This is a genomic window from Ensifer sp. VA4, from assembly GCF_055710065.1.
On the sequence record NZ_JBVQPO010000004.1, the window covers coordinates 378,429 to 398,554 of the forward strand.

Consider the following 20,126-nt stretch of genomic DNA (forward strand, 5'->3'; position numbering starts at 1 on the left):
GCGAGCGCTTGCTCCACGATTGGCGGTGAGCGTCAGGCGATCTCCGCGCGCGACCTTGCGAATGCCGCCAACTTGAGACCGAGGTCGAGCGCTTCCCCCATGTTGATCTCCCCCCTTGTGGGGGAGATGCCCGGCAGGGCAGAGGGGGGTAGCCCGCTCTCAGCAAAGCGAGGGGGCACCGACGCCCCGACGAACGAATGACCAGGTTCAAGACATCGACAACCGTTCCCGAGGCTGCCCGTCGCAACGGCACGCTGCGGGAGGGTTCCCGAGCCGTACCGGAGGAAACGCCTGTCGCCTTTACCTATGGCGGCTCGACCCATGCGGTGATGATGGCGACACCCGGCGATCTCGAGGATTTCGCCGTCGGCTTCAGCCTGACCGAGGGCATCATCACGGATCCCGGCCAGATCGAAGCGGTCGAGATCGTGGCCGAGACGGTCGCGGACAATCTCGGCATCGACCTGCAGATTACGCTTCGCGACGAAGAGAACGATATGCTCCGCCGGCGTCGCCGGCATATGGCTGGCCCGGTCGGCTGCGGCCTGTGCGGCATCGAATCGATCGAACAGGCGGTCCGGCCGACGCCGGACGTTTCCCATTCGAAGCTGACGCTGTCGCAGGAGGATGTGGTCTCGGCCGTGGCCTTGCTCAACGGCCAGCAGCCGCTGCATGTCGAGACGCGTGCCGTGCACGGTGCCGCCTTCTATGTGCCTGGGCGCGGCCTGATCGCCGTGCGCGAGGACGTCGGCCGGCACAATGCGCTCGACAAGCTGGTGGGTGCTGCCGCGCGCGCCGGCTTCAAGGGCAGCGAAGGCGCAGTCGTCGTCACCAGCCGTGTGTCCGTCGAGATGGTGCAGAAAACGGCGGTGGTCGGCAGTCCCGTGATCATCGCCATTTCGGCGCCGACGGCGCTTGCCATCCGCACGGCGGAAGCCGCAGGCATGACGTTGATTGCGCTGGTGCGCGGCGACGAATTCGAAATTTTCACCCATGCCGAACGCATCAAGTCCGGAGCTGTCGCCGATGTCGCATGACAACACCAACGCCAAGCTGATCTACATGGCGAACCAGATCGCCACCTTCTTCAAGAGCCAGCCGCAGAACGAAGCGGCCCAGGGCGTCGCCACCCATATCAACAAATATTGGGAGCCGCGCATGCGGCGCAAATTGTTCGAGCATATCGACAATGGCGGCGAAGGGCTGACGCCGCTGGTGCTGGAAGCGGCGCCGAAGATCAAGCGCCCGGAAGCTGCCTAACCTGCTGTCATCACCCGAAGGTTCTCCGACCGGGTGCTTTTCGAAGCTACCTCATCTGAAAAGATTTAAGGGAAGGCGGCTACCGGTCGCCGCCTTCCCCATTCCCGAGCGCGGGGTGCAGGGATGTGCGCTCAGAAATTCTGCCAGCCGCTCGTTGTTCAAGCCGGCTCGTACGTGCTGTCGACAGGGTTTGCGGGGCCAAAAGCGGCGCAACTCTCTGGACGAGGACATAGGCCGGATTGCCAAAAAAATGTCTGGTCCGTTCTACGGCCGTCCCTTCCGGGCCAGCGGCTTCGTGCATCGTAGGGAGAGTTCGAACTACCGGGCTTCATGCCCAAGGCGCCGTGTTTCTGCAATCTATGTTAGTGGTATGACTATTAAGCAGGTGTTAAAATAGAAATTATCAAATCTTAGTTGTGAAAAGTTGTATAAACCCTATGAGTTGAATTAGATCATCCTGTTTTGGGCGCCCCTCAAGTAACTCCGGTATCCTCGCCAAAAGGAAAGGCCCCCTCGCCGTTGGGCGAGGGGGCCCTCGAATAGCAGGCCGGCGCGTATGATCAGGCGGCCATTTCCTCGACGTCGCGTTCCTTGAACATTCGCGCGAGGTTGAGGAAGCAGATCATGCCGTTCTCGTTGGCGATGATGCCTTCGGCAAAGCTCTTGTCGAAGGATGCAGTCACTTCCGGCACCGGTTGCACCTGGCTGCCCTGGACGGTGAGGATGTCGGAGACCCGGTCGACGACGAGGCCGATCACCATGTTGTGCACTTCGGCGACGACGATGGCGCTGCGTTCGTTGGCCGTCGTCGAGTTCATGCCGAGCTTGTGGGCGAGGTCGATGATTGGGATCACCGTGCCGCGCAAGTTCATGACGCCGATCACTTCCGGCGGCGAATGCGGAATGGGGGTGGAGGGTGCCCAGCCGCGGATTTCGCGGATCGTCGTCGTCTTGACGCAGAATTCCTGATCGTGGAGGCGGAACGCAATGATCTCCAGCGTCTCGCCGTCGAAACCGGCCGTCCTGATTGTGTTTGTCATCGAAGGTCCTTCCAGCTTTCCGGTCGACGCCTATGGACGCGACACCGCCCAACTCGAGATATCTCCGCATGACTGCCGACGACGGGAGCGCGGCGATGGTCCGTTGGGGAGAGATCCTTACAGTCCGCCGATCACATCCGGCGGGGCGCAGCTGCATCATGCGCGGAAGAACCGCTTTGCGCTTTGGGAAGGGACTATAGGCCGGGATTCGTTAAGACTTGCTTTTGCAAGTGCTCACAAACCAATCCGCCCCGAGGTTGGCCCGGGGCGGAGGATTGAAAAGGGTCAGGCGGAGGCGAGGACTGCCGCGAAGTGCTCTACGGCCCAATCCACCTGGTCGGCGGTGATGACGAGCGGCGGTGCGATGCGAATGGTGTCGCCATGGGTGTCCTTGGCGAGAATGCCGCGCTCCTTCAGCGCCTCGCAGTATTTGCGGGCGCCGCCGGCCTCCGGTACCAGCTCCACCGCCAGCATCAGGCCGCGACCGCGCACTTCCTTGATGATGTTAGAGCGGATGTCGGTGAGGCCCTTCTGGAAGCGCTCGCCCATCCGTGCCGAATTCTCGATCATGCCTTCTTCAGTCAGCGCCTTAAGCGCCGCGCGGGCAATGGCGCAGGCGAGCGGGTTGCCGCCGAAGGTGGAGCCATGCTGGCCGGGCTTCAGGACACCCAGCACTTCCGTATTGGAAAGCACGGCGGAGACCGGGTAGAACCCGCCTGAAAGAGCCTTGCCGATCAGCGTCACGTCGGCCTCGATGCCTTCGTGCTCTTCCGCGAGCAGTTTGCCGGTGCGGCCGAGCCCGGTCTGGATCTCGTCGAGGATCAGCGTGACGCCATGCTTGGTGCAGAGTTCGCGGACGGCGGTGAAGTAGCCAGCCGGCGGAACGATGACGCCGGCTTCGCCCTGGATCGGCTCGACGAGGAAGGCAACGGTGTTCTCGGTGATTGCGGCCCGGAAGGCCTCGATGTCACCGAACGGCACGACCTTGAAGCCCGGTGCGAAGGGGCCGAAGCCGGTGCGGGCGTCCGGATCGGTCGAGAAGCCGACGATGCCCATGGTGCGGCCGTGGAAGTTATTGGCGCAGACGATGATCTCCGCCTTGTTATCGGCGACGCCCTTGACCTCGTAGCCCCACTTGCGCACCGCCTTGACGGCGGTTTCGACGGCTTCGGCGCCGGAGTTCATCGGCAGCACCTTGTGCGAGCCGGTCAACGCCGCGATCTCTTCGTAGAAATGCGCGAGCTGGTCGTTGCGGAAGGCGCGGGAGGTGAGCGTCAGCTTCTGCGCCTGCTCCATCATCGCCTTCAGGATCTTCGGATGGCAGTGGCCCTGATTGACGGCGGAATAGGCAGAGAGGCAATCGAGATAGCGATTGCCCTCCATGTCCCAGACATAGACGCCCTCGCCGCGCGAGAGCACCACGTCGAGCGGCTTGTAATTATGCGCGCCGAGCCGGTATTCGGTTTCGATCAGGGCTGCCGTCGTATTCATGCATTGTCCTCCGTTTGTCATCTCAGGCGCTGCGGGTCGGCCGGTCGAGCACGCGGCGGCCGAAGAGGCTCGCCGTCAGTTCGACCAGGATGCGCGCGCTCTTGCCGCGGTCGTCGAGGAAGGGATTGAGCTCGACGACATCGAGCGAGGAAACCAGCCCGCTTTCCCAGAGCATTTCCATGATCAGGTGCGCTTCGCGGAAGGTGGCGCCGCCGGGAACGGTGGTGCCGACGCCCGGCGCGAGTTCCGGGTCCATGAAGTCGACATCGAGGCTGACATGCAGCAGGCCGTTGGCGGCACGAACCTCTTCGAGGATCTGGCGCATGATGTGGGCCATGCCGAGTTCGTCGACGGCGCGCATGTCATAGACGCGTACGCCATGCTCGGCGATTTCTTCGCGCTCGCGATCATCGACGGAGCGGATGCCGACCTGGAAGACCTTGTTCGGATCGACGAAGGGGCGGTCGGCCGGCAGGATCGGGGCGAATTCCGCTTCGCCACAGAAATAGGCGACCGGCATGCCGTGCATGTTGCCCGAAGGCGAGGTCGACGGGGAGTTGAAGTCGGCGTGGGCGTCGAGCCAGAGTACGAAGAGCGGCCGGCCGACTTCGGCGGCGTAACGCGCCATGCCCGAGACGCTGCCCATGGAGAGCGCGTGGTCGCCGCCGAGGATGATCGGGAAATAGCCCTTGCGAACCGTGTCGTGCACGGAGTCATGCAGCGCGCGGGCGAAGGCGGCGACGGTCTGCAGATTGTTGGCGCCCGGGTGGTTGGCGAGGTCGCGGGCCGGCAGCGGCTTGACGTCGCCTTCGTCGTGAACCGTGTGGCCGAGGTCGCGCAGCACCGTGTCGATGCCGGCGATGCGCAGCGCCGTCGGCCCCATGGCCGCGCCGCGTCGTCCAGAACCTTCTTCGATGGGTGCGCCAATCAGCGTGATGGTCGTCATATCCGCCCGATTCCTTCTCAAGATAATTCCGTGTGTTCCCGGTTGGGATCGCGCGGATTATGGCCAAAATGCGTGTCAGCAAAAAGATGGAAAACTGCCGATTAGTGAGATAGAATCGACAGATTGATAAGCATCATTTTACAAAGTGACAGGCAATGGATGATCTCGATCAGGCACTGATCAGCGCCTTGCGCCAGAATGCGCGCATTCCCGTTTCGACGCTATCGGAAATGACCGGCGTCTCGCGCGCGACCGTTGCCGCCCGCATCGACAGGCTCGTCGCCAATGGCACGATTGCCGCCTTTACCATCCGCACCGGCGCGGAAATTCCGGCCTCAGGGGTCCGCGCCGTGGTGATGATCGAAGTCCACGGAAAGATGGCCGATCGTGTTGCCGAGCAATTGCGCGGCCTGCCGCAGGTCCGCGCATTGCACAGCACCAATGGCCGCTGGGACTTCATCGCCGAGCTCGAGGATCGCGACCTCGTCTCCTTCGACGAAACGCTGCGGCGCATCCGCCTGATCGACGGCATCACCGTCACGGAGACCAATATCCTGTTGAAAACCAGCAAGATGACCGGCGCCTTCTGAGCGGTTGGCTCTGCTCTGGCGGATGACGAAATCGCGTCCGGGGTCGAATTGTTCTTGCTCTGTTCCAGTATTTCGCTATCATGTGCGCCTCACCCAAGATGGAGGATGTCATGGTTGCCAATGGCGGCAGGCTTGCCGATCGGCAGATCTGTGTGAAGCTGTTTGTCAGGCATGGCGACGAGGATCGCGCCATCGCCTTTTATCGCGAGGCGCTCGGCGCCGAGCTTTTGCAGCGGCATGAATGGCCGAGCGGGATCCTGACGAGCGCGGATTTGCGGATCGGGGAATCGGTCTTCCGGATTGCCGGGGCCAACCCGCGTCGTGATGCGGAACCCAAGCTTGGGGGGCCGCGCTCGCCGCATGCGCTCGGCACCACGGCGGTGATCCTGGAACTGCACGTGCGGGATGTCGATCGTGTCATCGGCCGGGCGATTGGTGCCGGTGCCAGCCTCCGGAACCCGGCCGAAACCTTGTCGACGGGCGATCGTGTCGGTGCCTTCATCGATCCCTTCGGCCATATCTGGGCGCTGTTCAATGCCATTGAGGACGCCGACATCGTCGATCTGAGCATCGAGGCCCGCAACGCCGCCTGAGGCGTTGCGGGCCTTTCGCTAAATTGCTGTCTGGTTGGGCGGAATATGTTGGTCGCAGCGCGGCAATCAGAAGAACTCGTCGAGCAGGCAGTAGAAGTCGCGTTTGTCGGGATCGTCCTCGTTGATGCCGTAGGCTGTCAGAAACGGCTCAACCCATTCCTCGCCGAGATTGTGGGTGATGCTGCGGCAGGCAAGGGCGATGTCTTGGTAGCGATCGGCGACGCCCAGCCGGCCGCAATCGATGAATCCGGAAAGCCGGCCGTTGTTCTCGATGATGTTCGGCAGGCAGGCGTCACCGTGGGTGACGACGCGCGTGCCGGTCGAGGGCACGCGGGCTTGCAGCTCGGCAAAGAGATCGACCGCCGTCCGGCCGAGCCGCGTTTCATCGAAATCGTCTTCATCGACAAGGCCGGCTTCGGTGCGCGTTCTCGCAATGGCGATCCGCTTGTCGATCCGGTGATCGAAAGGGCAGCCGGAGACATCCAGCGCATGCAAGCGTTTCAGGGCGTCCGCCAGGATGGTGATCCGGTCCCTTGGCGATCGCGTCGTGGATGCGAGGTCCGTGCCCTCGACGGCCTGCAGCAGCAGCCAGTTCGTTTCCGTTTCGAAGGCGCGGGCGACCACCCGCGGGCACGGCATGCCCTGAGACGCCAGCCAATCGAGCCGCGCCGCTTCGTCGACGAATTCGCCGAACGGGCCGGCAACCTCGATCTTCAGCACCAGCATCGGACGATCCGGCGCCTGCAGCAGAAAGATGCTCGAGTCCGACTGTCCGAGCGTGTCCCGGTTCCAGTCATAACCCGCAACGAGCGGCAGGAAATTGTCGGGCAATTCGAGATGCGGTTTTTGGGAAGACAAGACGATCACCTGAAAAATGAATGAAGCAAATTGGCCGTGATGACGGCCGACGCCGATGTTGGTTCGCCGCGGCGGCAGTTCCACAGGTGATGCGCGCGTTCACGCGGCTCAGGATCGCATTTGGTCCGCAGGCCGTATTTTGACTTGATCAGACGGTCGTCGAGGAGCGCGCCGCCAGACGAGTCGCCGCTCAATACTCCTTCTCGAAGAAGATGCCGCCCGCTGCGGAGCCGTCGCCGGCGGCTGAGCCCTTGAGCTTCACGCCCTTGCCGACATCGAGATTGATGACCGCCTTGCTGGAGGAGGAATCGGAACCCTGCTGCAGTTCGATATAGGTCCGGTCGTTGAGATACTTGCCTGCCCGCACCGAGGCGCCGCCCTTCTCGTCGGTGGTGACGTCGAGGTCGTCGACGCCGAGCTTGTTGCGCAGGCCATCAAGCAGCGACGTCGAGCCACCGCCGGCAAGCTGGCTGACGGCGGATGCGAGCTGGGCGATCTGGAAGGCCGAGAGGTTCGACAGCGACCGGTTGAAGATGAGCTGCGCCAGGATCTCGTCCTGCGGCAGCGCCGGCGATGACGAAAAGCCGATCTGCGGATTGTTGGCGAGGCCCGAGACCGAAACGGTGATCGTCGTCGCGCCGACGCTCGAAGTTGCCTTCAGATCCAGTGTCGGGATGAGATCGCCGCCGAAGCCGATCTTGCCTTCGGTGAACGTCAGGCGCTTGCCGAGGATTTCCAGCCGGCCGCGGCGCATTTCGAAGCCGCCGGATACGATCGGCTGCACCGCCGTGCCACGGATCGTCAGGTCGCCGCCGAGTTCGGCGTCGATGCCGCGGCCGCGCACGAAGACCTGGTTGGCACTGACGCCGAGATCGAAGGCGATGATGCCGCTGGCATTGGCGCCGGCTGCCGGCACCTCGTCCTTGCGCAGGTCCCTGACCATCTTCTGCACCTTGGCGGGCGCATTCTTGTGCTTGATGTCGATTGCCGAGAGCGAGGTCGGCAGCTTCTCGGGAATGGTGATCGACGCCTTGCGGATCGTCACCTTGCCGCCGAGCGTCGGGGTCGCGACCAGCGGACCGGTCAGCGTCATTTCGCCGGCGAGATTGGCGTTGAACAGCGTACCGTCGACGTAAGTGGCATTGTTCAGGCGGATTGTCAGGTTGGCCGGGAAACCGGAGCCGGGAACCGTGCCGACGGTGCCGGTCGCCTCGATCGAACCGCCGGTCGCGAGATTGGCCGAGAGCTTCGAGATCGTTGCCTGCTTGCCGTCGAGCGCGACATTCGCCGTGAGGTCGTTGAGCGCCAGGTTGCGGCGCACGTCGACGAGCCGGCCGCCAGATGTGGTGACGGTGCCGGCGATTTGCGGCGCCTTGGCGGAGCCGGAAATCGCAAGGTCGATGCCCGCCTGGCCCGTCAGCGTGAAGCCTTTTTCCGCCATCAGGTTGGCAATGAGGGCAAAGGGCAGGTTGCCGTTGAACTTCATCGCGATCGGCATGTTGCCGCCGATGTCGACATTGCCGCCGCCCTTGAAGGAAAGGCCGCCGGCGCCCGAAAGCGTCGTGTCGAGCGTTACCTTGTTGTTGACGAACTTGCCGTCGGCGGCGATGTCGAAGGCGGCGACCCCGGCCGTGCGTGCCGCGGCGAGCGAGGCACCGGACCATTTGAGGTCGTAGGTGATAACCGGCGAGGATGCTGCACCATCGACATTGACGGTGCCGGCAATCGTGCCCTCGGCGCCGAGGTCCGGCGCGAAGGCGTTGACCAACGCCGCTGGTAGCGCGTTGAGCTTCGTAGTGATGTCGAGTTTTTCGCCGGCGGTGCCGTTGACGGCGATGGTCCCCTTCGATGCCTGGATCGTCAGCGCGTTGAGGCGGACGACGCCGTTTTCGATGGCGATGACCGTCGGCTGGGCCAGCTTCAGCGGGATGCCCTTCGGCGTCGCGCCAAAGGATGCGAGCCGAATTTCCGTGCGTCCCTTCGCACTCGTGAGATCGCCCTTGGCCGTGAGCGGACCTCCGTCATATTTACCGTCGATCGAGAAGCCGGTGCGTCCGGCCTGCTGCTGAAAATCGACGGCGAGACCGGCGACGCGGTTCGGCCCTTGCGCGATCGTCTCGGCGCGCACACTGCCTTTGATGGCAAGGGCGGCGACATCGGAGATCGTGATATCGGCGGTCGGCTTGGCAATCGTCAGGGCGTCGCGCTTGATGCCGCTGCCGCCGGCCTTGACGACGACGGAGGTGATGCCGTTTGTGGTCTTGATTGCGGCCGACCCGTTGAGATCGCCCGAAGCCTTCTGTCCGGCCATGGCGGCCAAAAGGCCGAGATCGGGCAGGTTGAAATCGATCGTGCCGTCCGGCTTGAAGTCCGGGGTGAAACTGATCGCACCGGTCAGCTTGTTCTCGCCGATCCGGGCTTCGAGCACGGGGATCGTGGTGCGCCCGTCCTTTGAGACGACGTCGGCCTTGACGTCGATTGCCTGGCCGTCGAGCGCGCCGGTGGCGGTCAGGCTCGCTTGCGGGCTTGATGGGTTGGCCTTCGCGTCGGCCTTGATCGTAAGATCGCTGAGCGTGCGTCCGGCAAGCGTGGCGCCGCTCGAGGTCAGTTCGGCCTTGATGCCGAGTTCGGCGAGTGGACCGGCCACCGCCGCCGTGAAATCAGCCTCGCCCTTGGCATCGGCCAGGAGTTTGCCGAGATCGGGCAGCTTTCCCCTGAGATCGGTCGTCAGCTGACCCTGAGCCAGGGCGACGGTACCGGCTGCTTCGATCGTGCTCGATTTGAGCTCGAGGCCCTCCACGGAAACGTCGCCGTCGCTCGTCGTCTTTACTTCCCCGGCAAGCGCGATGGTGCCGTCGAACTTCGCTGCAGCGGCCGGCGGCAGGGCTCCCGGAACGGCAAAGAGCTTGAACGCAGCGGCGACGGTGTTTTCTTCACGCGAGAAGGCGCCCGTAAGCGCGCCGCCAATGCCGGGGCTTTCGATCGTCACCGGATCGAAGCCTATGCTCTCCTTCGTCACCGCGAGGCTGGCGTCAACCTTCATCGGCGCCTGCACCAGCCGGGCGAGGTTGGCGTCGTTGAAGCCGGCTTCGCCCACTTCGAGCACGGTCTTCACGGGACCGGACTGGGCCTGGAGGTTGAAGCCGTCGCTGCGGGCTGACATTTTGACGGAACCGAGCGCAACATCCGGCAGAGTGACCGAGGCGACGTCGGCGGCGAGATCGAGGATTGCCGCTTGCGCGTCGCCGATCAGCGACAGGTTGACGGCGTTGATCTTTGCCTGCGCCTCACCCTTCTGCAGCGGCCAGCGGAAGTCGATCGCGCCGTTGGTGCCGGCAAGCCGGGCCTGCAGATTGTTGTCGCCCTTGCTGTCGAAGGTGCCGAAGGCGCCGAAGGTGAGCGCGCCGGTCGCGATCTGCCCCTTGTCGACGCGCACCATGCCCTGGCTGTTGAACGCGGCGGCAACGTCGATGCTGGTCTCACCCTCGAACATCGGACGCAGGGCCGGCGGCATCAGCGAACCGAAGCCGCCGCCGCCGGTGACGGTGAGCCGGTGCATGCCATCCGGTGTCTGGACGTGGCGACCGTCGAGCTTGAGGATCTCGCTGCCGTCGAGCGCAGCCGTTGCCGTGCCGGCCCAGTCGGAAAGCGGTCCCTGACCGGTCAGCCTGATATTGACCGCAGGTTCGTTGGGCAGGCGAAGCAGCTTCGCCAACACACCGTTGCTGGGCTCGTCCACGGTCGCTTCGAGCCTCAGCTCGTTGCCCGCCGGATTGAAGACGATATCGGCGACGGCGCGCGCTTCCGGCCGATCGCGCTGGGCGGCGGTCAGGCCAAGGGCGATGCTCTCGTTGGTCGCATTGATCTTGCCGCTGGCCGTCAGGAACTGGTCCTCGCCAGCGATCGCCTTGCCGATGACGATTTCCTTGAGATCGATCGCGTCGATCTTGACGTCGACGGGAAGTACGAAGGTCGAGCGCACTTCCTTGGTCTCGGTCGAGGGGATCGGCAGGCGTTCGACACGCACCGAGCCGGCGGAGATCGCAGCGGCGTCGAAGCGGAAGGAGAGGAGGGCCGCCGGCGACCAGTTGAGCTTGAGGTCGCGAATCTCCGCATAGACGCCCTGGCCGTCGAAGAGCGTGATGCTTCCCGCCGCAAATTCACCCGTCAGCAGCGCACTCGGATCGGCGATCCGCACGATCTGGTCAGGCGTTGCCGCATATTTCTCGATTGCCCAGGCGACGAGCCGTGCGCCGGGGGTCGTGAAGCCCACGAAGGCGACGAGAAGGAGGGCAACGACCGCAATCACGCCAAGCACACGAAGGCCATAGCGCAGCGTCGCGCGAAGGAAGCGGACGACCTGATTCATGTTCTACCCATAGCGCAAGTTGCGCTGCAGCGGAATCGCCGCCGGGCGAAACTATCATCGGATGAGGGCAATTTGCGGAACCTGCTGCATAATTCCTCAGATCGGCATCGATTTGAGGAATTATGCAGCAGATCTAAAGTGTTAGCGACCTTAGCGCGTCTTGAAAGACGCGCGGCGCCGTAGGGGTGACCCGCTCCGAATCACCCACATCAGGAATCAGAAGGATTGGCCGATACCGGCATAAATCCCGTATTTCGTGCCGCCGGGGTATTTGTTCAGCGGTACGGCGAAGTCGAGACGGATGGGGCCGAAGGGCGTGGCATAGCGCAAGCCGATGCCGGCGCCGGCGCGAATATCGGAGAAATCCGGCGTCGTTTTCGCCGAGACGGTGCCGGCATCGATAAACGGAACCACGCCGATCGTGTCGGTGATCGCGATGCGGGCTTCGAGCGAGGCGTTGACATAGGAGCGCCCGCCGGTCTCCCTGTTTTCGGAGTTGCGCGGGCCGATCTCCTGGTAGGAGTAGCCGCGCACCGAGCCGCCGCCGCCGAGATAGAAGCGACGGTTCGCCGGGATATCCTCGAGCCCGCCGCCGCCGAAGAGCACGCCGGCGCCGATCTTGCCGGCGAGGACGAAACGCTTCTCGTCGCCGAGCGCATGGTAACCCGATGCCGACGCTTCGAAAGACGAGAAGAAGGTCTGGCCCTTGATCTCGTAGCTCGGCTTGGCGTTGATCATCGCCCGGTAGCCTTCGGTGGCGTTCAGCTTGTCGTTGCGGGTGTCGCGCACATATTCGAGCGGAATGGCGGCGGTCAGGTAGGAATTCGAGCCAAAGGCGTCGTCGATATTGGCCCAGCTCAGCTCGCCACCCCCCGAGACGGTGTCGGTCGGCGAGAGTTCGAATGTCGCACCGGCCGCACCCGTCAGGATCTTGGCGCGGTAGGCGTCCGGATCCTGGATGTTGGCCTTGACGCTGGCGGTAAAGGTCGAGGCAGGGCCGAAGGCGCCGGGCTTGGCGAAGAGGATGCCGACCGAATAGTCGAGCTTGTCCAGTTCCTTCGTCTCGCCGATGCGGTCGACCGAGCCTTCGATGCGCAGCGATTCCGCCCGTCCGAAGAGATTGCGGTGTCCCCAATAGCCCGAGAGACCGAGACCGTCCGTGGTCGAAACCTGGGCGCCGAAGCCGAAATACTTATGCTTGCCCTCGGAGACCTCGATCTTCATCGGGATCGACCCATCGGGCGAAAGCGCGTTGGCTTCCTTGATCGTCACGCTCGAGAACACGCCGAGTTGGCGCAGGCGCTCGGATGCCCTGCGGATATTCTCGGGCGAATAGGGGCGGCCCTCATTGAGGCGCGAATAGTCGCGCACGAAGGCGGGATCGACGGTCTTGGTTCCCGACACGCTGACATCGCCGACAGGCGCGACCGGCCCGCCGCTTGCGCCGATGACGACGTCGACGGTGGAATTGGCGTGATTGGCGACGGCGCTGCGTTCGGTAAGCTTGGCGAGCGGCCGGCCCTGCTCGCGCAGGTCGTTCACGACCTTTTCGCCAGCCTTGATGATCAGGGTCGAATCGGCGCGGGCACCGGCCGGCAGGCCGTAGTCATCCGGATTGAAGCCGGCCGCATCGCCTTCGAACTTGACGGAGCCGACCGTAAAGGCGGGTCCGGGCGTGACGGTGACGGTTACCGGGATTGCCTGCCCATCGGGGAAGGCGGGATCCGGCGGCAGGCTGTCGATGTCCTGGCCGTTGATGCGAATTGCCACAGTGCCGCCGTAGCGGGCTTTTTCGTAAAGGGCTGCGAGCAGACGGTCGCGATCGTCGCGGGCGCGGATGGCAAGGCCGAGATCGCCGGACACGGGCTTTTCCTGGCCCTGGACGAGCTGCGAGCTGTTTTCCAGCGCTTCCTTCAGTTCCTTGTCGTCGGTGCCGGCATCGAAGGTAAGCGTGTAGTTGACCGGGTCGATGACCGGCGCTTCCTCTTCGTCGCTTTCGAAGAACTTCATGCCGAAGAGCTTGAAGGCGTGGGCGCTTTTGACGGAAATCGGGCCGAGCGCAAACGAGAAGGCGACTGCAAGCGCAGTTGCGGCCTTCCAGTACGCAATACTCGACCGTGGTGGGGACATTCGCTTCCGCATCCCGTCTTCAGGCGACCCAATACAAACTGCCTGCATATGCGGCCGGGTCACTATTGCATGCCTAAGGTTTTCCATCTGTTAACGATGACGGCCGGCCGCATCCACCCCTGATGCCGATTTTCGGTGGCGATTTGCTGGAAAAAGCTTCGATATGTTGTCGGCGCATCACAACCATAGGCTCCGAACGGACGGTTTCCAGCCAGGCGTTCCGACGATTTTGTCGGGCGCTTGGCTGGCTTTGTTCGCGGTCCACCAGGGTTAGGCTGCTTCCGGCAACGCGCGCAACTGCGGTACGCGAGAGGCTATGATGACGAGAAACTGGATCAGGAAACCCGCGGCGGCGACCGCCAGGCATAGCTCGACGCCGAAGCGCGTGGCGACGACGGCCCCCAGCGCTGCACCGATCGGCCGCGCTCCGAACGTGGCCGTGGTGATGAAGGCGGAAACCCGGCCAAGCATGGCATTCGGCGTGACGGGTGAGGGTTGCGATCGACCAGAGCACCGGGCCGGCGCCGAACAGAAAGAAGCTAACCGCGGCGAGGATACCGGACGGTACCCAGATCGTCGAGAGCATCACCGCGGCCGCCGCCAGGCCGCCGAGAGGACCAAGCGCGATCATTGCGCCGAACGAAATACGGCGCGCAATGGCGGGCGCGGCGAATGCACCGACCATCATGCCGGCGCCGTAAATGCCAAGGGTGATGCGCCGGAACGAAAAACCCCCTCAGGGCGTCGGCCATGAGGGGGTAAACGAATCCTGCGGTGGGCTTGCGCTACGCCGAAGGATGATCGCCTTCGCTACGCCTTAGCGCGGGCAGGCGTCGATGTAGCGGCGGCCGTAGCGGTCGCGGTAGTAGCACTGTCCCGGCTGTTCGCTGACATGGCCGATGACTGCGCCGGAAACGCCGCCGATGGCTGCGCCGACCGCTGCGCCACGGACGTCGCCGGTGATCGCGCCGCCGATGATCGCGCCGGAAACGGCACCGATGCCGGCGCCCTTTTCCGTCTGGGTGCAGCTTGCGACCGACAGGGCGACCAGCACAAGTGCGATGGCTTTCTTCATGTTGTCCTCTCCGATCTCTACGGATCTTAGCCTTTGCTCAATCCGTCCCTTGGATGATGGCGGAGCCGGGATCATCCCGCTCCACCTGAACTTGCAGTTCGGAAAATACGCGGTCCCGATTTAAAGTCTACGGGAGACCTGCGGTTTCTTCCGGCGCGCAAGATAATGATATCGTTCCTGAACGGGACATGAAGGCGCAGTTCCCCGCGATACAACCGGCGTGGAAAAATTTTGTCGTTCGGCGGGCGGTAGCGGTTGCGGCATTCCAAAAAAAGACAAATGATACAAACAAGCCTACGAAATCCGGGAGGAATGGATTCGTGGGCGACGGGCATCGATATCAGTTGGCGCGTACCCCTAGTCGCGTGAACCATCTCACCCGACTTTTCGGCCGCGCTCGTGTTGGCATTGACCGACCCCGGAGGAGCGAAATGGCGAAAGTGACAATGACGGTCAACGGCCGTCAGGTGAGTGGTCATTGCGACGACCGCACATTGCTGGTGCAATTCATACGCGAAAATCTTGGACTGACGGGCACCCATGTCGGCTGCGACACCTCGCAGTGCGGCGCCTGCGTCATCCACATGGATGGAAAGTCGGTCAAGAGCTGTTCCATCCTCGCCGCGCAGGCGGCCGGATCCACGATCACCACCATCGAAGGGCTGGCGGCCGACGGCGAACTCCACCCGGTGCAAGCGGCGTTCAAGGCCAATCACGGCCTGCAATGCGGCTTCTGCACGCCGGGCATGGTGATGACGGCCGTCGACATGATCCGCCGACACCAGGGGCAACTGGACGAGGCGACGGTTCGAGCCGAACTCGAAGGCAACATCTGTCGCTGCACCGGCTACCACAATATCGTCAAGGCGATCCTTGCTGCTGCCGCCGAGATGAGCGGCGCACGCGTGGCTGCAGAATAGCGGCCGGACGGGGGCGAAAAGAGCGTCGCCCTGCATGTCATCGAAGGACTGTCGCTGGAAATCTCGGGAGGAGATCGGCAATGGGAGTTGAAGGCATTGGCGCGCGGGTGGCGCGCAAGGAAGACAAGCGGTTCCTGACCGGCAAGGGCCGCTATACGGACGACATGTCCGTGCCGGGCATGAAATATGCGGTGTTCGTGCGCAGCCCGCATGCGCACGCCAAAATCCTCAAAGTGGACGCATCCGCAGCCAAGGGCATGCCTGGCGTCATCGACGTGCTCGACGGCAAGCAGCTTCTTGCCGACGGAATCGGCAACCTGATCTGCGGCTGGATGATCCACTCCAAGGACGGAACGCCGATGAAGATGGGCGCCTGGCGACCGCTCGCGCACGAGACGGTGCGCTATGTCGGCGATGCCGTGGCGATCGTCGTGGCCGACAGCGTGGCCGAGGCCCGCGACGCGGCCGAGGCGGTCGTGGTCGATTACCAGGAGCTTCCTGTCGTGACCGATGCGACCAAGGCGCTGGAGCCAGGCCAGCCGCAGCTTCACCCGGAGGCGGCCAACAACCTGATCTTCGATTGGGAACTCGGCGATGCGGCCGCGACCGACAAGGCGATCGCTGAGGCGGCGCATGTCACCGAGATCGAGATCCACAACAACCGGCTTTCGCCCAACCCAATGGAGCCGCGCGCCACGCTCGGCATCTATGACAGCGGCGACGATCACTATACTTGCTACACGACCAGCCAGAACCCCCATGTGGCGCGGCTGGTGATGAGTGCCTTCTATAACGTCGCGCCGGAAAACAAGCTCCGCGTCATCGCCCCCGATGTCGGCGGCGGCTTCGGCTCGAAGATCTACATCTATCCGGAGGAGATCGTCTGTCTCTGGGCTTCGAAGCGCACGGGCGTCCCGGTCAAATGGACCTCCGATCGCACCGAGGCCTTCCTGACCGACGCGCATGGCCGCGACCACGTATCGAAGGTGAAGATGGCATTCGACGCCAACAACCGCATCATCGGGCTCAAGGTCGATACGATCGCCAATCTCGGCGCCTATATGTCGCTCTTCTCTTCGGCGGTGCCGACCTATCTCTATGCGACGCTGCTTTCCGGGCAATATGACATCCCGGCGATCCATGCCAATGTCCGCACCGTCTACACCAACACCGCGCCGGTGGATGCCTATCGCGGCGCCGGACGGCCGGAGGCGACCTATCTGCTCGAGCGCACGATGGAGACGGCGGCACGCGAACTCGGCGTCTCGCCGGCGGAACTGCGGCGGGTCAATTTCATCCGCTCCTTCCCGCACCAGACGCCTGTCATCATGAACTACGACGCGGGCGACTACGAGGCCTCGCTCGATGCGGCGATGAAGGCGGCCGACTGGAACGGCTTTGCCGCCCGCAAGGCGGATGCCGAAAGCCGCGGCATGAAGCGCGGCATCGGGATGAGTTGCTACATCGAGGCCTGCGGCATTGCGCCGTCGGCGGCAGTGGGTTCGCTCGGCGCCGGCGTCGGTCTCTGGGAATCGGCCGAAGTCCGCGTCAATGCGGTCGGCACGATCGAGGTGCTGACCGGGTCGCACAGCCATGGCCAGGGCCACGAGACGACCTTTGCCCAGCTCGTCGCCGACCGCTTCGGGGTGCCCCTCGACAGTGTCAACATCGTGCATGGCGATACCGACAAGGTGCAGATGGGCATGGGCACCTATGGCTCCCGCTCCGGTGCCGTCGGCATGTCGGCCGTCGTCAAGGCGCTCGACAAGGTCGAGGCCAAGGCAAAGAAGATCGCCGCGCATCTGATGGAAGCGGACGAAAGCGACATCGTCATCGAGAACGGCGAGCTGAAAGTCGCCGGCACCGACAAGGCCGTGCCCTGGTTCCAGATGGCCCTTGCCGCCTATACCGCCCACAATCTGCCCGCCGGCATGGAGCCGGGGCTGAAGGAAGGGGCCTTCTACGACCCCGCCAACTTCACCTTCCCGGCCGGCTGCTACATCTGCGAGGTGGAGGTCGATCCCGAGACGGGACAGACCAAGATCATCCAGTTCGTCGCCGCCGACGACTTCGGCAACATCATCAATCCGATGATCGTCGAGGGGCAGGTGCATGGCGGGCTGGCGCAGGGCATCGGCCAGGCGCTGCTCGAAGGGGTGCACTACGATGCCTCGGGCCAGCTTCTGACGGCGAGCTATATGGACTACGCCATGCCGCGCGCCGACGACCTGCCGTCGTTCCAGGTCTCGACCTCGAACACACCCTGCCCGAACAATCCGCTGGGCATCAAGGGCTGCGGCGAGGCCGGCGCCATCGGCTCTCCACCGGCGCTGATCAATGCGATCACCGACGCTATCGGCAACAACGCGCTCACCATGCCGGCGACACCGCAGAAGGTGTGGGCGGCGGCGCAAGCGGCCAACTGATCGGAGGATACCCATGTACGAGACCCAATATCACCGGGCGTCCTCGGTTCAGGATGCCGTCAAGCAAATGGAAGCGGCGGGCGAAGGCAAATATGTCGCCGGCGGCATGACGCTGATCCCGACGATGAAGCAGCGGCTGGCCGCACCGAGCGACCTGATCGATCTCCGCCACATCGGCGAGATGCAGGGCATCACGGTCTCCGGCCGGTCGGTGCGGATCGGCGCGGCGACGACCCATCATGACGTGGCATCGTCGGCGGCGCTCAAAGCCGTCTGTCCGGCGCTCTGCAGCCTTGCCGGCCATATCGGCGATCCGCATGTGCGGCACATGGGCACGATCGGCGGTTCCATCGCCAACAACGACCCGGCCGCCGACTATCCGGCGGCGATGCTGGCGCTCGGCGCGACAATCGTGACCAACAGGCGCGAGATCGCGGCTGACGACTTCTTCACCGGCCTGTTCGAGACGGCGCTGGAAGGCAGCGAGATCGTCACCGCCATCACCTTCGATGCGCCGGCTCAGGCTGCCTACCAGAAGTTCGCCAACCCGGCGTCGCGCTATGCGATGGCCGGTGTGTTCGTCGCGCGACGCGACGATGGCGACGTCCGGGTGGCCGTTACCGGAGCGGGAGCGAACGGCGTGTTCCGGCATGGCGATATGGAAGCGGCGCTCGTTGCCAACTGGTCGCCGGATGCGCTGAGCAATGTCAGCATCGATGCCTCGGAGCTGCTCTCCGACATTCATGCGGACGCGGCCTACCGCGCCAATCTGGTGAAGGTCATGGCCAAGCGCGCCGTGGCAGCGGCCTGACCGGCATGGGGTATCGTCAAACAGCAAAAAAAGGGACGGCTTCGGTCGTCCTTTTTTCATCCTTGCTTGACTTCGATCAAGCTTGAAGAGATGAACATGCGCTAAGGCTCTCTTTGGAATGTTTCAAAACTAGGGCTCTCCGGGTTGAAACGGTTTCAGTGAAAGCAACGAAGATGCTTCGGCCCGAAAATGCTAGATCATCCCGGATGCATTCATTGGACGGGCAGCGCTTCAGGGGCCTTTTGCCGCAGGTGGCAAATGCCGAGCATTCCGAGGTTGACCCCAGGTCGCTTTGAATCAAGAAAAGCGATCGGGCACTGGAGAAAATGATGGATTTCGAGAATTTCTTTAAGAACGAGCTGGACGGGCTGCATCAGGAAGGCCGCTACCGGGTTTTCGCAGACCTCGCCCGTCATCGCGGCAACTTCCCGAAGGCAGCGCGCCATACGGCCGATGGCGTCCAGGAAGTCACCGTCTGGTGTTCGAACGACTATCTCGGCATGGGCCAGCATCCTGTTGTCACCGAGGCGATGAAGCGCGCCATCGACGAATGCGGTGCCGGCGCCGGCGGCACCCGTAACATCTCCGGTACCAACCACTACCACGTCCTGCTCGAACGCGAGCTCGCAGACCTGCACGGCAAGGAATCGGCGCTGCTGTTTACCTCGGGCTATGTGTCCAACTGGGCAGCACTTGGTACGCTCTGTTCCAAGATTCCCGGTGTCATCGTCTTCTCGGACGCCGGGAATCACGCTTCGATGATCGAGGGGATCCGTCACTCCAAGTGCGAACGCGTCATCTTCAAGCACAATTCGGTCGCTGATCTCGAAGCCAAGCTCGCCGCCGCCGATCCGCGCGCGCCGAAGATCATTGCTTTCGAGTCCGTCTATTCGATGGACGGCGACATCGCGCCGATCAAGGAATTCTGCGATCTTGCCGACAAGTACGGCGCCATGACCTATCTCGACGAAGTGCATGCCGTCGGCATGTACGGTCCGCGCGGCGGCGGCATTGCCGAGCGCGAAGGCCTGATGCACCGGCTGACGGTTATCGAAGGCACGCTCGGCAAGGCCTTCGGCGTGATGGGCGGCTACATCGCCGGCTCGGCCGCGCTCTGCGACTTCATCCGCTCGTTTGCGTCCGGCTTCATCTTCACGACGGCGCTGCCGCCGACGCTTGCTGCCGGTGCGCTTGCCTCGATCCGTCACCTGAAGGAAAGCCAGGTCGAACGCTTCGCGCACCAGGAGCGCGTGCGTCGTCTGCGTTCGCTGCTCGACCAGCGCGGTATTCCGCACATGCCGAACCCCAGCCATATCGTGCCGGTCATGGTCGGCGACGCGGCCAAGTGCAAGTGGATCTCCGACCTGCTGCTCGACAATTTCGGCGTCTACGTGCAGCCGATCAACTATCCGACGGTGCCGAAGAAGACCGAGCGGCTGCGCATCACGCCGACGCCGCTGCACTCGGATGCCGACATCGATCACCTCGTCGGCGCGCTGCATTCGCTGTGGTCGCGCTGTGCGCTGGCAAGGGCGGTTGCGTAAGTTCAGCCTTAATCTTTCGAGAAATTGCCCCTCACCCTAACCCTCTCCCCACTTGCGGGGAGAGGGGACGAGG

At 63.5% G+C, this 20,126-nt stretch carries 15 protein-coding genes and 1 pseudogene; 8 read left to right on the top strand and 8 right to left on the bottom strand.

The window, feature by feature from the left end:
- Positions 1 to 197: 197 nt before the first annotated feature.
- Positions 198 to 1,037, top strand: a complete 840-nt coding sequence (gene fdhD, locus AC0C6X_RS08980) for a formate dehydrogenase accessory sulfurtransferase FdhD (protein ID WP_247959480.1) — start codon at positions 198 to 200, stop codon at positions 1,035 to 1,037.
- A complete protein-coding gene (locus AC0C6X_RS08985) occupies positions 1,027 to 1,260 on the top strand; it encodes a formate dehydrogenase subunit delta (protein WP_247959481.1) in 234 nt (77 codons plus the stop codon). The genes fdhD and AC0C6X_RS08985 overlap by 11 nt, the downstream gene beginning before the upstream one ends.
- Positions 1,261 to 1,820: 560 nt before the next feature.
- On the opposite strand, the gene AC0C6X_RS08990 is transcribed toward AC0C6X_RS08985, so the two are convergent.
- The 3 genes from AC0C6X_RS08990 to rocF all read right to left on the bottom strand — a co-directional run bounded on the left by AC0C6X_RS08990 (position 1,821) and on the right by rocF (position 4,737).
- Positions 1,821 to 2,300 (bottom strand): chemotaxis protein CheW, encoded by a 480-nt coding sequence (locus AC0C6X_RS08990; protein ID WP_472952641.1) that lies wholly within the window; start codon positions 2,298 to 2,300, stop codon positions 1,821 to 1,823.
- A 285-nt stretch (positions 2,301 to 2,585) separates the two neighbouring features.
- Complete coding sequence (gene rocD / locus AC0C6X_RS08995) at positions 2,586 to 3,791, bottom strand: ornithine--oxo-acid transaminase (protein WP_173517701.1); 1,206 nt, start codon at positions 3,789 to 3,791, stop codon at positions 2,586 to 2,588.
- A 22-nt stretch (positions 3,792 to 3,813) separates the two neighbouring features.
- Entirely contained in the window at positions 3,814 to 4,737 is a 924-nt protein-coding gene (gene rocF, locus AC0C6X_RS09000) for an arginase (RefSeq protein ID WP_173517700.1), read from the bottom strand.
- 155 nt (positions 4,738 to 4,892) lie between these two features.
- Here rocF and AC0C6X_RS09005 point away from each other — a divergent pair, with 155 nt between their 5' ends.
- Positions 4,893 to 5,327: an Lrp/AsnC family transcriptional regulator gene (locus AC0C6X_RS09005; protein WP_173517699.1), complete on the top strand. Its 435-nt coding sequence runs from the start codon at positions 4,893 to 4,895 to the stop codon at positions 5,325 to 5,327.
- Between the two features lie 110 nt (positions 5,328 to 5,437).
- Entirely contained in the window at positions 5,438 to 5,920 is a 483-nt protein-coding gene (locus AC0C6X_RS09010) for a VOC family protein (RefSeq protein ID WP_173517698.1), read from the top strand.
- Between the two features lie 66 nt (positions 5,921 to 5,986).
- Here the strand turns inward: AC0C6X_RS09010 and AC0C6X_RS09015 are convergent, their stop codons facing one another.
- From AC0C6X_RS09015 to AC0C6X_RS09035, 5 genes and pseudogenes are all read right to left on the bottom strand, one after another.
- Positions 5,987 to 6,778: an APH(3') family aminoglycoside O-phosphotransferase gene (locus tag AC0C6X_RS09015; protein ID WP_247959483.1), complete on the bottom strand. Its 792-nt coding sequence runs from the start codon at positions 6,776 to 6,778 to the stop codon at positions 5,987 to 5,989.
- Positions 6,779 to 6,968: 190 nt separating this feature from the next.
- Positions 6,969 to 9,785: pseudogene (locus tag AC0C6X_RS09020) on the bottom strand (translocation/assembly module TamB domain-containing protein); the annotation flags it as partial.
- A 1,578-nt stretch (positions 9,786 to 11,363) separates the two neighbouring features.
- The gene (locus tag AC0C6X_RS09025; RefSeq protein ID WP_472952646.1) at positions 11,364 to 13,277 is read right to left on the bottom strand and encodes an autotransporter assembly complex protein TamA; all 1,914 of its coding nucleotides are present in this window, start codon (positions 13,275 to 13,277) and stop codon (positions 11,364 to 11,366) included.
- Positions 13,278 to 13,547: 270 nt separating this feature from the next.
- The gene (locus tag AC0C6X_RS09030; protein WP_472952649.1) at positions 13,548 to 13,748 is read right to left on the bottom strand and encodes a hypothetical protein; all 201 of its coding nucleotides are present in this window, start codon (positions 13,746 to 13,748) and stop codon (positions 13,548 to 13,550) included.
- A gap of 346 nt (positions 13,749 to 14,094) precedes the next feature.
- Positions 14,095 to 14,352 (bottom strand): YMGG-like glycine zipper-containing protein, encoded by a 258-nt coding sequence (locus AC0C6X_RS09035; RefSeq protein ID WP_065774087.1) that lies wholly within the window; start codon positions 14,350 to 14,352, stop codon positions 14,095 to 14,097.
- Between the two features lie 431 nt (positions 14,353 to 14,783).
- Here AC0C6X_RS09035 and AC0C6X_RS09040 point away from each other — a divergent pair, with 431 nt between their 5' ends.
- The 4 genes from AC0C6X_RS09040 to hemA all read left to right on the top strand — a co-directional run bounded on the left by AC0C6X_RS09040 (position 14,784) and on the right by hemA (position 20,053).
- Positions 14,784 to 15,272 carry a (2Fe-2S)-binding protein gene (locus AC0C6X_RS09040; RefSeq protein ID WP_034802397.1) on the top strand — a complete coding sequence of 163 codons (489 nt, stop codon included), beginning with the start codon at positions 14,784 to 14,786 and terminating at the stop codon, positions 15,270 to 15,272.
- Between the two features lie 80 nt (positions 15,273 to 15,352).
- A complete protein-coding gene (locus AC0C6X_RS09045) occupies positions 15,353 to 17,698 on the top strand; it encodes a xanthine dehydrogenase family protein molybdopterin-binding subunit (protein ID WP_247959487.1) in 2,346 nt (781 codons plus the stop codon).
- A 13-nt stretch (positions 17,699 to 17,711) separates the two neighbouring features.
- Positions 17,712 to 18,509 (top strand): FAD binding domain-containing protein, encoded by a 798-nt coding sequence (locus AC0C6X_RS09050; RefSeq protein WP_173517690.1) that lies wholly within the window; start codon positions 17,712 to 17,714, stop codon positions 18,507 to 18,509.
- A 329-nt stretch (positions 18,510 to 18,838) separates the two neighbouring features.
- Complete coding sequence (gene hemA, locus AC0C6X_RS09055; protein WP_173517689.1) at positions 18,839 to 20,053, top strand: 5-aminolevulinate synthase; 1,215 nt, start codon at positions 18,839 to 18,841, stop codon at positions 20,051 to 20,053.
- Positions 20,054 to 20,126: the final 73 nt, after the last annotated feature.